This window comes from Kitasatospora sp. NPDC054795, assembly GCF_053611565.1.
Window position 1 is genome coordinate 14917 of the sequence record NZ_JBSHAP010000119.1, and the last position, 13594, is coordinate 28510.

Here is a 13594-nt window from a genome sequence, read left to right on the forward strand (position 1 = left end):
GGAATGCGGGCCTCGCTGGCGGCCGGAGTACGGGGGTTGACCGGTTACCGACCCCACAATAGGCGCGAAACGTGCATGACGCACAGGTTTCGGGCACTGGCATGACGACTTGGATGCTCTGCGTGACTCAATAGTCACTGTTCCCGATCAGGAGCCGTTCCAACTCTTTTCGGTCGGGAAGTCCTGCCGGACGGACGATCCGGCCACTGCGGACGTACAGGAACGACGCCGTGACCTGCTCGGGATCGACGCCCGCGTGCTCGGCCCAGGCCAGCCGGTAGACCGCGAGCTGCAACGGGTCGGCGGTCTCCTCCCGATGGGTTTTCCAGTCCACCACTTCGTAGCGTGACGCACCACCGGATTCCGACAACGCGTCGTCCTCCCGGTAGACCGCGTCGATCCGTCCCCGCACCACCCGACCCGCCAGCACCAGCTGGAACGGCACCTCCACCCGGTGGGGCTTGCGCCGGGCGTACGGGGTGCGCAGGAACGCCTCCTTGAGCCGCTCCAGGTCCTGCTCGTCCTCGATGCCGTCGTCGTCGGCGCCGGGCAGCGCACCGGGCTCGACCAGCAGCAGCGGCTCGATCCGGGACTGCACCCAGGCGTGGAAGCGGGTGCCGCGCCGGGCCGCCGGCTGCGGGGGGCGCGGCATCGGCCGGGCCAGCTCGTGCGCGAAGCCGTCCGGGTCCGCGGCCAGCCGCAGCAGCTGGGTGGCGGACAGCGCGGCGGGCAGCGGCACGTCCCGCGCGGTACGCCGGGACCGCTCCAACTCGCCCAGCAGCGCCGTCAGATCGCGGTCCCAGGAGGCGACCTGACGCTGGTCCTCGGGGGCCGTCTCCTCGGCTTCGGGGGCGGGCGCCCCCGCCACCCGGGCGCGTACCACCCCGGCGACCCGGCGGCGGGCGTGCTGGGCGGCCGGGTCCAGCGGCAGCGGCCAGGGGCGCTCGACGGGGGCGGCCAGCGCCGGGTTCTCGGCGCCCTTCTCCGGCTGCTCGGCCCAGTGCTCGACCTCGCCCGCGCCGGGCCGCTCGCAGTGCTCGCGCAGCCGCTCCAGGAAGGCGGACGGGCCGCGGACGGTCTTCTGGCTCGGCCCCCACCAGTGCCCGGAGGCCAGCAGCAGCGACCGGGGCCGGGTGAACGCCACGTAACCCAGGCGCAGTTCCTCGACGCCGGAGTGGTCGGCCAGCTCCTTCTTGAACGCCGCCATCGACTTCCCGTTCCACCCGCCGCGGACGTCGGGCAGAGTTTCGGCGTCGCCGCGCAGGGCGTGCGGGAGCACCCGCTTGGTGCTCGTCCAGCGTTCGCGCGGGCTCGACGAGGGGAACGCGCCCCGCACCAGACCGGGGACGGCCACCACGTCCCACTCCAGGCCCTTGGACTTGTGCGCGGTGAGCACCTTCACGGTGTCCTCGCCGCCGGGCAGGCTGCTGTCCAGGCCGCGGTCGTACTCCTGGGCGGCGCGCAGGAAGCCGAGGAAGGCGGCGAGGCCCGGGTCGCCGTCGAGGTCGGCGAAGGAGGCGGCGACGTCCAGGAAGGCGTACAGGGTCTCCCGCCGCCGGGCGGCCAGGGCCTGCGGGGAGGCGGCGAGTTCGACCTCCAGCCCGGTGACGGACAGCACCCGGTGCAGCACGTCCATCAGCGGGTCGGCGAGCGAGCGCCGCAGTTCGCGCAGCTCGACGGCGAGCCGGGCGAAGCGCACCCGGGCCTCGGCGGAGAACGGCAGCTCGTCGGGCTTCCCCTCCTCACCGGCCGAGGGGTCCAGGAAGGTCTCCACCGCGTCGGCCAGCGAGACCACCTCGGTCGGATCGGCCTCGGCGACCGCCGCGGCCAGCGCCTCGACGCCCTCCGGCCGGTCGGTGCGCACCAGGTCGGCGGCCCGGCGGCCGAGCAGCGCGAGGTCGCGCGGGCCGATCCGCCAGCGCGGGCCGATCAGCAGCCGCACCAGCGCCGCGTTGGCGGTCGGGTCCTGCAGCACCTCGCAGACCGCCACCAGGTCGGCCACCTCGGGCAGCTGCAGCAGCCCGCCGAGGCCCACCACCTCGACCGGCACCTCCCGGGCGACCAGCGCGGCGTGGATGTCCGGGAAAGCCGCGCCGCCGCGGCACAGCACGGCGATCCGGCCGGGCGCGGTGCCGGTGCGAATCAGGTGCGCGATCGAGTCGGCCAGCCAGTCGACCTCCTCGGCGTGGGTGGGCAGCAGCGCCGCCCGCACGAAACCGTCCCGCTCGGCGCCGGGGGCCGGGCGCAGCGCCTCCACGCCCTCGTGCATCTCCCGCAGCGGGGCGGCGAGTTCGTTGGCGAAGGCGAGCAGCCGGCCGCCGCTGCGGCGGTTCTCGCTGAGCGCGTAGCGGGCGGCAGGGCGGCCGTCGGCCTTCGGGAAGTGCCGGGGGAACTCGTCGAGGTTGGCCACGGAGGCGCCGCGCCAGCCGTAGATCGCCTGACAGGGGTCGCCGACGGCGGTCACCGGGTGACCGCTGCCGGTGCGGGCGCCGTCGGAGGGGGCGCCGAACAGCCCCGCGAGCATCAGCCGCTGGGCGACCGAGGTGTCCTGGTACTCGTCCAGCAGCACCACCTTGAACTGGTCGCGCAGCAGCTCCCCGACCTCCGGGCGCTGCTGGGCCAGGCGGGCGGCGGCGGCGATCTGGTCGCCGAAGTCCATCAGCCCGGCGGAGCGCTTGCGGCGCCGGTAGTCCTCGACGAGGCGCAGCAGCTCCAGCCGGGCCCGGGCGGTGACCGGGACGGCCCGCAGGTCGTCGTTGGTCAGCTTGACGGTGGCGAGGGTGTCCAGCAGCCGCTCGTCGAACTCGCGCAGGGTCTGCGGCTCGACCAGGTGCTCGGCGAGTTCGCCGTCCAGCGCGGCCAGGTCGGCGACCAGGTTGGAGAAGGTGCCGGTGAGGGCGGGGAACGGGCCGCGGGCGGTGCGCAGCACCTTGGCGGCGAGCTGGAAGCGGGTGGCGTCGGCGAGCAGCCGGACGTCCGGCTCGATGCCGATCCGCAGGCCGTGCTCCTTGAGCAGGCGCCCGGCGAAGGCGTGGTAGGTGGAGATCTCCGGGTCGCCGAGCGGCTCGGCGGCGGCCCGGTCGGCCGCCCTCCCCCAGTCCTCGTCCGGGAGTGCCCCCTGCCCGCCGAGACGCAGGGAGGCCCGCACGCGCTCGGAGAGCTCGCCGGCGGCCTTGTTGGTGAAGGTGAGGCCGAGCACCTCCTCGGGCCGTACGGCACCGGAGCCGACCAGCCAGACCACGCGGGCGGCCATCACCGTGGTCTTGCCGGAGCCGGCGCCGGCCACGATCACGGCCGGTTCCAGGGGGGCGCCGATGGCCGCCATCTGCTCCCGGTTGAACGGGATCCCCAGCAGCTCCTTGAGCTGGTCGGGATGGCTGAGCACGGCGGTCACCCCGCAACCGTAACCGGAGCGACGGACAAACCCCGCCCGGCCGTTCCCCGCCCGCCCCCTACTCGACGAGTTGGGTGCCGTCCCGCTGGGCGGAGCAGCTGCGACGGAAGGCGCAGCGGTCGCAGCCCGCGCCGGTCCGCGGGACGAAGCGCTCGGCGAGGACCTTCCCGGCCGCCTCGGCGAGCAGGTTCTCGATCCAGGGCTCGCCCTCCGGCGGCTCCTGCCGCTGCACCTTGGGGGCGTCCGCGGCGGCCTTGGCGGCGGGCTCGCGCAGGTGGACCAGTTCGGCGCCGCCGGTGTCGGGCGGGTGCCCGGTGAAGCCGGGCAGCTCGTTCAGGGCGCCGGCCCGGACGGCGAGCTGGTAGACGGCGAGCTGCTTGTGCTCGGGCAGCGACTTGTCGGTGGGTATCTGCTTGCCGGTCTTGAAGTCGACCACGTAGGCGCGCCCGGCCGCGTCCTTCTCCACCCGGTCCATCGAGCCGCGGATGCGCACCGCGACGCCGCCGACGTCGAGGGTGACGTCGAAGCCGTGCTCGGTGGCGACGAGGTCCCGGCCGCGCTCCAGGACGTGCCAGTTGAGGAAGCGCTCCAGGGCGGCGCGGGCCTCGGTCTTCTCCTGCTGGGACTTCCAGGGCGCGTCGAAGGCCAGCGCGTCCCAGACGGTGTCCAGCCGCTCCATGAGCACGGCGAGGTCGGCGGGGGTGCGGCCGGAGCCGACCTCGTCGGCGAGGGCGTGCACCACGTTGCCGAAGCCCTGGGCGGCCGAGCCCGCGCCGCGCGCCTTGACCTCCTTGTCCAGGAACCACTGCAGGGAGCAGCTCTCCAGCTGTTCCAGCCCACTGCCGGACAGCCGGACCGGCACGTCGGCGCCGCGCAGCGGTTCGGGGGCGGTGGTGGGGTCGTCCAGGCCCCACCAGCGCTCGGGCTGGGCGGCGGGCACCAGCGGCATCCCGTCCTCGTCGGTGGCGGCGGCCAGGGTGGCGAGCCGTTCGGCGGCGGCGCGGCGCAGTTCGGGTGAGCGGGCGGGGTCGACGGTGACGGCGCGCAGTTCGGCGACCAGTGCCGCGACGGACAGCGGGCGGCGCGGGCGGTGGGTGACGTCCTCGACGGTGACCGCCGGGGTGCGGCGGACCACCTTGCCGGTCCGGGGGTCGACGTCCTCGCGGTAGAGCTCGCGCAGGAAGCGGGACGGTTCGTCGCCGTCGTCGGCGGGGGCCTTGACGGCGGTGACGATCAGCCGCTCCTTGGCGCGGGTCGCGGCGACGTAGAAGAGCCGGCGCTCCTCGCCGAGCAGGGCGCCCGGGGAGAGCGGTTCGGCGAGGCCGTCGCGGCCGATCCGGTCGGCCTCCAGCAGGGAGCCGCGGCGGCGCAGGTCGGGCCAGAGGCCGTCCTGGACGCCGGCCACCACGACCAGGCGCCACTCCAGGCCCTTGGAGCGGTGGGCCGTCATCAGGCGCACCGCCTCTGGGCGCACCGCCCGGACGGTGAGGGTGTCGGCGGCGATGTCCTGGGCTTCGAGTTCGGCGAGCAGGTCCAGGGCGCTGCGGTGGCCGGTGACCTGCTCCTCGGCCCGGGCGGCGGTCTCGAACAGGGCGCACAGCGCGTCCAGGTCGCGGTCGGCGTTGCGGCCGGCCGCGCCGCCGCGCAGGGCGGCCCGTTCCAGCCGCTCGCGCCAGCGCCGGCTGCCGTCCCACAGCTCCCAGAGCGCCTCCTCGGCGGTGCAGCCGCCGGCCAGCTGTTCGCGGACCTTGCGCAGCAAGGTGCCGAGGTCGCGGGCGCGGCGGGCGTGCGCGGGGTCGAGGGCGACGAGGCGCTCGGGTTCGGCGAGGGCCTCGCGGATCAGTTCGGCGGCCGGGCGCGGGACGGCGGCGGGGCGGCCGTCGGCGCGCAGCGCGGCGCGCTCCTCCTCGCGCAGGGCGCGGCCGAGCCGGCGCAGGTCGGAGCCGTCGAGGCCGCCGAGCGGGCCGGTGAGCAGGGCGTGCGCCACGTCGGTGGTGAGCGGGTCGGGGGCGTCCGGGTCACCCTGCTTGTCCCGGGCGGCCTGCTCGGCGCAGGCCCGCAGGGCGAGCAGCAGCTGGGCGACGGCCGGCTCCTCGCGCAGCGGCAGGTCGTCGCCGTCGATCTCCAGCGGGACGCCGGCCGCGCCGAGCGCCCGCCGCACCCCGGGGATGGAGCGGGCGCCGGCCCGGACGAGCACGGCCATCTCGCCCCAGGGCACGCCGTCCTCCAGGTGGGCGCGGCGCAGCAGGTCGGCGATCGAGTCCAGCTCGGCGCCGGGGGTCGGGTAGGTGTAGACCTCGACCCTGCCGCCCTCGCGGGAGGGCAGCAGGGCGCGGTGCTGGGCGAGCTTGTCGGCGGGCAGCCGGCCCATCGGCATCCGGCGGGCGACTTCCCGGGAGGCGGCGAGCAGCACGGCGCCGGAGCGGCGGGAGACCCGCAGCACCTTGACCTCGGCGGGGCTGCCGTCGGCCCGCCGGAAGGCCTGCGGGAAGTCGAGGATGCCGTTGATGTCGGCGCCGCGGAAGGCGTAGATCGACTGGTCCGGGTCGCCGACCGCGACGAGGTCGCGCCCGCCGCCGGCCAGCTGGCGCAGCAGCCGGACCTGGGAGGGGTCGGTGTCCTGGTACTCGTCGACGAAGACGACCTCGTAGCGCCGCCGCAGCTGCTCGCCGATCTCGGGGCGCTCGGCGAGCAGCACGGCGCGGTGGACGAGTTCGGCGTAGTCGAGGACGCCGCGCAGGTCGAGGATGTCGAGGTAGTCGGCCAGGAAGTGCGCGGCGGCGGCCCAGTCGGGGCGCTGGACACGCTGCGCGAAGCGTTCCAGTTCGGCTTCGCCGAGGCCGAGTTCGCGGCTGCGGGCGAGGACGGCGCGGACCTCGTCGGCGAAGCCGCGGGTGGTCAGGCAGGCCCGCAGGTCCAGCGGCCACTCGATGCGGGTGCTGCCGTGCTTGGCGTCCTCGGCGCCGCCGGCCAGCAGCTCGCGGACCATGACGTCCTGCTCGGGGCCGGAGAGCAGCCGCAGCGGCTCGGCGTAGTCCGCCGGGTCCTGGTGGGCGCGCAGCAGGGCGTAGCAGAAGGAGTGGAAGGTGGTGGCCTGCGGGGCGGCGGCCGAGCCGCCGAGCCGGCCGGACATCCGGTCGCGCAGTTCGGTGGCGGCCTTGCGGCTGAAGGTGAGGACGAGGATCCGCTCGGGGTCGGTGCCGTCCTCGATCCGCCGGGCGACCGCCTCGACCAGGGTGGTGGTCTTGCCCGTGCCCGGGCCGGCCAGCACCAGCAGCGGCCCGCCGGTGTGCTCGACCACGGCGCGCTGGTAGGCGTCCAGCACGGGTGGGTCGGGCTGGACGAGCGGGCTGCGCACGAGCCGGTAGGGGGAGCTCACGAACTGGTCCTGGGGGTCGAACGGTGGGGCACGGCGGAGGCGGACCCGTCGGGCCCGCCCGTACCGAGCCTACGATCCTGCCCCGTCATTCCCGTCCGCGCGGCGGTTTCGGCACAATGCGACCCGGCCGCGGTCTACGCCGGCGAGCCGTCCCAGCGGGCCCGCCCGAGGTCGACCCGGGGCGGGTCGGCGAGTTCGCGCAGCGGGGTGCCCTCGTCGCCGTAGTGGGCGAGGGCGCGCTGCTCGTGCCCGGGCAGCAGGCGGCCGTCCGCGCGGATCACCCGCCACCAGGGCACCGAGCCGCCGTACAGTGCCATCACCCGGCCAACCTGTCGGGGGCCGCCCTGGCCGAGGTATTCGGCGACGTCGCCGTAGGTCATCACCCTGCCGGGTGGAATCCGCTCGGTCAGGTCGAGCACCAGTTCGGCGAACGGCGGCAGGGCGTCCGGAAGACCGTCGTGTGTTGCGTCCGTCACCTGCGGCATTCTTCCTTACAGGGGCGCGTCCGTGGCCCGGTGCGTACGATCCGCCGCGCCCGATCCGCCCCCTGTCCCGCACGGGACGCCGGGGCATGCCACCATCTTCCGGGGCGGTGAGTGGTGATACGAGGACAAGACCAGATGACCGGGACGGCTGACGTGGGCGTGGACAAGGACTCCGACGAGTCCGCCTCCGCCGTGCCGTCGACGCCCGGGAACGAGAGCGAAGGCCGGCCCGAACCGGGCCCGACGCCGGAAGTCTCCCTGATCAAGGACCGAACGATCAAGACCCCCGCACCCGCGAAGGCCCCCGAACAGCCTGGCCCTCCCGCGGCCGAGACCACCTCGGCCCCGGAACCGGCGCTCCCGGCGCCGACGGCCGGCGGCCCGAAGGCCCCGGCCGTCCCCGCCGTCCCGCCCGAGGACACCGAGCCGCCGGACCACGAGCCGCCGGACCACGAGCCGCTGGACGAGGCCCCGCACCTGGACGTCGACGAGCCGCTGCTCGCCGCCCGCGCGCACCGACCGTCCGACCTGATCCGCTTCCTGGCCGGCGTCCTCGGGATAGTCGCCGTCTTCGTGCTGGCCGGCATCGCCACCGGGACCACCAGCGGCATCGAGCAGGACATCGCCTCCAACGCGCCGCACTTCTCCGCGGTGTTCTCCACCATCACCGGCCTGCTCTCCAGCGTCGCGGTGCTCGCCGTGCCGCTGGCCTTCGCCGTCGAACGGCTGATCAAACGCGACGGCCTGCGGGTCGCCGACGGCGTGCTCGCCTCGGTGCTGGCGTACGGCGTCTCGCTCGGCATCGACTGGTGGGTGGCCGAGGGCGCCTCCGAACACACCCGGGACGCGCTGACCAGGCTGCCGCTGGACAGCAACGGCACCCTCACCGACCCGGTGCACGGCTACCTCGCCCCGGTGATCGCCTACATGACCGCCGTCGGCATGTCGAGCAGACCCCGCTGGCGGGTCGCCCTGTGGGTGGTGGTGGTCTTCAGCGGGGTCACCGAGCTGCTCGGCGGCTACACCACCCCGCTGTCGCTGATGCTCACCGTGCTGATCGGCTGGTCCGTCGCCTACGGCACGCTCTACGCGATCGGCTCCCCCAACATCCGGCCCACCGGCCAGCACCTGATGATCGGCCTGCGCAAGGTCGGCTTCACCCCGGCCGGCGCCGTGCGCGCCCCCGACGCCCCCGGCGGCACCCGCCGCTACCACGTCACCCAGCAGGGCGGGCCCCCGCTGGACGTGCACATCATCGACCGCGAGCAGCAGGCCTCCGGCTTCTTCTACCGGGCCTGGCGGCGGCTGCGGCTGCGCTCGGTCGCGGTGCGCCGCAGCCCCCAGTCGCTGCGCCAGGCGCTGGAGCAGGAGGCCCTGATCGCGTACGCGGCGGCCGCCTCGGGCGCCCGCGCGCCGCAGCTGGTCGCCACCTCCGAGCTCGGCCCGGACGCCGCGATCCTGGTGTACGAGAACGTCGAGGGCCGCACCCTGGACGAGCTGGCCGACGAGGAGGTCACCGACCCGGTGATGGCCTCGGTCTGGCAGTCGGTGGCCGCCCTGCACGAGCGCCGGATCGCCCACCGCCGGCTCACCGGCGAGTCGCTGCTGGTGGTGGACGAGCGCACCGGCTGCCTGGTCAACCTCTCCGGCGGCGACATCGCCGCCACCGACCTGACGCTGCGCATCGACGTCGCCCAGCTGCTCACCACCTTCGCGCTGCGGATCGGCCCGGAGCGCGCCGTCGCCACCGCCAACGCGGTGCTCGGCGCCGAGCGGGTCGCCCAGGCGCTGCCGCTGCTCCAGCCGGTCGGGATGAGCCGCTCCACCCGGGTCGACCTCGCCAAGCTCACCAAGGAGCGCAAGACCGCCGCCCGGGCCAGGGCGCTGGAGCAGGTCGCGGCCGGCGAGCGCACCCAGCAGCAGGCCGAGGAGGACATCGCGGTGGCCGGCGAGGACCTGCTGAGCCGCATCCGCGGCCAGATCCTCCAGATCGCCCCCGAGGCCCCGATGGCCCCGGTCAAGCTGGAACGGCTGAAGCCGAAGAGCCTGATCATGGTGATCGCGCTGACCTTCGCCGCCTACCTGGCCCTGACCACCATCAAGCCGGCCCAGCTGAAGCTCTCCCAGATGAACTGGGCCTGGGCCGCGGCCGCCCTGCTCGCCGCCGCCTTCAGCTACGTCGCCGCCGCGATGAGCCTGACCGGCTTCGTCCCCGAGCGGCTGCCGTTCCGGCGCACCGTCGCCGCCCAGCTGGCAGGCTCCTTCGTCAAGCTGGTCGCCCCCGCCGCGATCGGCGGCATCGCGCTCAACACCCGGTACCTGCAGAGGGCCGGCATCCGCTCCGGCCAGGCGGTGGCCTCGGTCGGCGCCTCCCAACTGGCGGGCCTGGCCGGGCACCTGCTGCTGCTGTTCAGCTTCGGCCTGATCACCGGCAGCCAGACCAACGGCGACCTCTCCGCCTCCCGCGCGGTGATCATCGGCGTGCTGAGCGCCGCCGTGCTCGCCCTGGTGGTGGCCGCCGTCGCGCCGCTGCGCCGGTTCGTGCTGGGCCGGCTGCGCTCGCTGTTCTTCGGCGTGGTGCCGCGGATGCTCGACCTGATGCAGACGCCCAGCAAGCTGGTCACCGGCTTCGGCGGCATCCTGCTGCTGACCCTCTCCTTCACCGCCTGCCTGGACTTCTCGGTGCAGGCCTTCGGCGGCGACGTCAGCTTCTCGGCCGTCGCGGTGGTCTTCCTGACCGCCAACGCGGCCGGCTCGGCGATCCCCACCCCCGGCGGCATCGGCCCGGTCGAGGTCGCCCTGATCGGCGCCCTGACCGTCGCCGACGTCTCCCCCACGATCGCCACCCCGGCGGTCTTCCTCTACCGGGCGCTCACCTTCTGGCTGCCGGTGCTGCCGGGCTGGATCGCCTACAACGTGCTCCAGCGCAAGAAGGCGCTCTGAGCCGCCCCGCGCACCGCTGACCTCCCCGCGCACCGGAGCACGGAAAAGGGCCCGCCGGACGGCGGGCCCTTCCACGGTGGGGGCGTCGGTCAGTAGACCGGCTTGTGCGGCTCGATCTGGTTCACCCAGCCGAGCACGCCGCCGCCCAGGTGCACGGCGTTGCCGAAGCCGGCGGCCTTCACCACGGCCAGCACCTCGGCCGAGCGCACGCCCGACTTGCAGTGCAGCACGATCTTCCGGTCCTGCGGCAGCTTCTCCAGCGCGTCGCCCATCAGGAACTCGTTCTTCGGGATCAGCACCGCGCCGGGGATGTTGACGATCTCGTACTCGCCGGGCTCGCGGACGTCGATGAGGTAGATGTCCTCCTTGTCGTCCTGCCACTGCTTGAGCTGCTGCGAGGTGACGGTCGAACCGGCGGCGGCGGCCTGCGCCTCCTCCGACACGACGCCGCAGAAGGCCTCGTAGTCGATCAGCTCGGTGACCGTCGGGTTCTCGCCGCAGACGGCGCAGTTCGGGTCCTTGCGGACCTTCACCTGGCGGTAGTTCATCTCCAGGGCGTCGTAGATCACCAGCCGGCCGACCAGCGGGTCGCCGATGCCGGCGAGCAGCTTGATCGCCTCGTTGACCTGGATCGAGCCGATGGACGCGCACAGCACGCCCAGCACGCCGCCCTCGGCGCAGGAGGGGACCATGCCCGCCGGCGGGGCCTCCGGGTAGAGGCAGCGGTAGCAGGGGCCGTGCTCGGCCCAGAACACGCTGGCCTGGCCGTCGAAGCGGTAGATCGAGCCCCACACGTACGGCTTGCCGAGCAGCACCGCGGCGTCGTTCACCAGGTAGCGGGTGGCGAAGTTGTCGGTGCCGTCCACGATCAGGTCGTAGCCGGAGAAGATCTCCATGACGTTGGAGTTGTCGAGGCGCTCCTCGTGCAGCACCACGTCGACGTACGGGTTGATCTCCTTGACCGAGTCCCGGGCCGACTCCGCCTTGGACCGGCCGACGTCCGACTGACCGTGGATCACCTGGCGCTGCAGGTTCGACTCGTCGACCACGTCGAACTCGACGATGCCCAGCGTGCCGACACCGGCGGCGGCCAGGTACAGCAGGGCCGGCGAGCCGAGGCCGCCGGCGCCGACGCACAGCACCTTGGCGTTCTTCAGCCGCTTCTGCCCCGCCATGCCCACGTCCGGGATGATCAGGTGGCGGGAGTACCGGCGGACCTCGTCAACGGTGAGCTCGGCGGCCGGCTCGACCAGGGGTGGCAACGACACGGGGACTCCGATGGGTCTTGTTCGGGTGGCCAGGGCCAACCGCGCTGCGGGTTGCTGCTCCGCCACTCGGGTGGCTGTCTAGGCCAACAGTGTCACGCCCCCTCGCTATTCCGAGACAGCCCGTCCGATGGGCGAGACGGGCGACACCGGATCGTGGAACCGGCGGCGGGGCCCCGGAAAAGCGCCCCGAGCCCGTGGTTGACGGGCCCGGGGCACCGCGCGGCACGCTCACACCCGGCAGGCCGTCTCCAGCCACACGTCGCCCAGCGACTCCTCCAGCGGCACCTGCGTCCGCCATCCGAGACGGTCCCGGGCGGTGCGCACGTCCGCCTGCCGCCACGGCACCGGCTCGCCCGGCACCGCCCGGCCCTCCGGGCGGTGCCCCTCCGGCCGGTGCCCCGGCAGGTGGTGGCCGGGCAGGTGGTCGCCGCCCGCCCCGGCGGCCTGCGCGGGCAGCAGGACCTGCCGGTTCTCCTCGACGATCTGCCCCTCGAAGCCCGAGGCCCGCACCAGCAGCTGGGCCGCGTCCCGGGCCCGCACGGCGTGCCCGCTGCCGATGTTGATCACCCCGGTGGCGGCCGACACCGCGGCCGCCCGGACGGCCCGCGCGACGTCCCGCACATCCACGAAATCCCGGTATCCGGACAGGTCCGGCATCCGCACCTGGTGCTCGTCCCGCTCCAGCGCCCGCCGCAGGCCCTCGGCCAGCCGCCCGAACAGCGAGGCGGTCGGCGCCCCCGGGCCCACCACGTCGAACACCCGCAGCACCGCCGCGTCCAGCCCGGAGGCCAGCACCAGCTCCGTCCCGGCCAGCTTGGACACCCCGTACGGGCCGACCGGCCGCGGCTCGGCCTGCTCGGACACCGGCACCCCGCCGGGCACCGGCCCGTACTCGGCGGCCGAGCCGACGTGCACCAGCCGGGCCGGCTCCCGGCTGCGCCGGATGGCCTCGCAGACGGTCGCGACGGCCAGCGTGTTCGACCGGATCAGGGTGCGCGAGCTGCCGTAGGTGGCGCCCGCGCAGTTGATCACCACCTGCGGCGCGACCGCGTCCAGGAACCGGGCCAGCGCGCCCGGGCTCCCCGTGGTCAGGTCGAAGCGGATGTCGGCCGAGTCGCGCCGGCCGAGCACCGTCACCTGCAACTCCTGGTCCATCAGCAGACGATCGGTGACCCGGCGGCCGATGAAGCCGTCGGCGCCCAGCAGCAGCACCCTCATCGGGGGTGTCCTTCCACGAAGCCAGTTCGGGACGACCTGGCGGACTGAGTTCAACGAACAGGACGAGATCGGGGATCACGCGGCGGATCCCCGCGGTGGATCGACGGAGCGGGTGGACGGCGTCGGCGGACGGCGCTCAGCAGTGCGAACCGGCCCGGCCGAGCACCGCCCAGGCGTACGCCAGCAGCGCCGCCGCGACGGTGCCGCCGCCGAGCAGCCAGGCCTCCGGGGCGGAGCGCCCCAGGGCGAGCGGCCCGAGCACCGCGGCGGCCCCGGCCGACGCCCCCGCCGCGGCGGCGGCCGGCCGGCCGCACCGCGCCAGCAGCACCGGCAGCACCAGCAGCAGGCCCAGCACGCCCTGCGCCGCCCACTCGGCGGGGCCGGCCCGCTCGACCGCCAGGTGCAGCGGCCCGCCGCCGTGGCCCGGCCCGGGGCGCGGCGCGACGACGGCCAGCACCGCCAGCGCGGCGAAGCTCAGCACCCCGAGCACCGCCAGGTGCAGGGCCAGCGCGACCGGGAGCACCGGCCGCATCCGGGCCCGGAACTCGGCCAGGGTGCCCGCCGTACCCAGGTGGCCGCGGCCGACCTGCCGGTACCAGCGGGCCGTCCGCTCGGCCGCCCCGGCCGAGACCGCCGCCGCCAGCACCAGCGCGACGGCCTGCGGACGGTCCCCGCCCGGTACGGCCGAGGGGAGCAGCAGCAGCGCGGCCAGGCCCAGCCCGTGGCCCAGCGCCGCCGGGCGCAGCCGGGAGCCCGGGAGCGGCCGGGGCGCCGGTGCCCCGGCGGGCCCCGGCCCCAGGGCGTCCGGCGGGCGGACGGGTCCGGCGCACGGCGGGCCGGGATCGGCCGGGGACGGCGCGGTCAGCGCGGGCAGCAGCACCAGCGGGACGGCGGCGGACAGCAGCAC

At 75.0% G+C, this 13594-nt stretch carries 6 protein-coding genes and 1 pseudogene; 1 reads left to right on the forward strand and 6 read right to left on the reverse strand.

Translation table 11 applies throughout. The annotated features are described in order from the left end of the window. Positions 1-127 precede the first annotated feature (127 nt). From ACWGJO_RS32480 to ACWGJO_RS32490, 3 genes are all read right to left on the reverse strand, one after another. Positions 128-3394 (reverse strand): UvrD-helicase domain-containing protein, encoded by a 3267-nt coding sequence (locus ACWGJO_RS32480; RefSeq protein WP_452189254.1) that lies wholly within the window; start codon positions 3392-3394, stop codon positions 128-130. Positions 3395-3452: 58 nt separating this feature from the next. Next, on the reverse strand, positions 3453-6773 hold the full coding sequence (locus tag ACWGJO_RS32485) for an ATP-dependent helicase (RefSeq protein ID WP_452189256.1): 3321 nt from the start codon (positions 6771-6773) through the stop codon (positions 3453-3455). A gap of 134 nt (positions 6774-6907) precedes the next feature. Further along, positions 6908-7258 (reverse strand): MGMT family protein, encoded by a 351-nt coding sequence (locus tag ACWGJO_RS32490; protein WP_387694918.1) that lies wholly within the window; start codon positions 7256-7258, stop codon positions 6908-6910. Between the two features lie 135 nt (positions 7259-7393). Between ACWGJO_RS32490 and ACWGJO_RS32495 the strand changes: the two genes are divergently transcribed. Then, a complete protein-coding gene (locus ACWGJO_RS32495) occupies positions 7394-10201 on the forward strand; it encodes a flippase-like domain-containing protein (protein WP_452189259.1) in 2808 nt (935 codons plus the stop codon). An 89-nt stretch (positions 10202-10290) separates the two neighbouring features. Here the strand turns inward: ACWGJO_RS32495 and moeZ are convergent, their stop codons facing one another. The 3 genes and pseudogenes from moeZ to ACWGJO_RS32510 all read right to left on the reverse strand — a co-directional run. Further along, positions 10291-11469 (reverse strand): adenylyltransferase/sulfurtransferase MoeZ, encoded by a 1179-nt coding sequence (gene moeZ, locus ACWGJO_RS32500; RefSeq protein WP_387694916.1) that lies wholly within the window; start codon positions 11467-11469, stop codon positions 10291-10293. A 228-nt stretch (positions 11470-11697) separates the two neighbouring features. Continuing rightward, on the reverse strand, positions 11698-12687 hold the full coding sequence (locus ACWGJO_RS32505) for an NAD-dependent epimerase/dehydratase family protein (protein ID WP_380539953.1): 990 nt from the start codon (positions 12685-12687) through the stop codon (positions 11698-11700). Between the two features lie 136 nt (positions 12688-12823). After that, positions 12824-13594 (reverse strand): annotated as a pseudogene (locus tag ACWGJO_RS32510) (hypothetical protein); the annotation flags it as partial.

Coding starts and splice junctions, on each gene's coding strand:
- ACWGJO_RS32495 (WP_452189259.1), top strand. CDS start 7,394: ATGACCGGGACGGCTGACGTGGGCGTGGACAAGGACTCCGACGAGTCC.
- ACWGJO_RS32490 (WP_387694918.1), bottom strand. CDS start 7,258: ATGCCGCAGGTGACGGACGCAACACACGACGGTCTTCCGGACGCCCTG.
- ACWGJO_RS32505 (WP_380539953.1), bottom strand. CDS start 12,687: ATGAGGGTGCTGCTGCTGGGCGCCGACGGCTTCATCGGCCGCCGGGTC.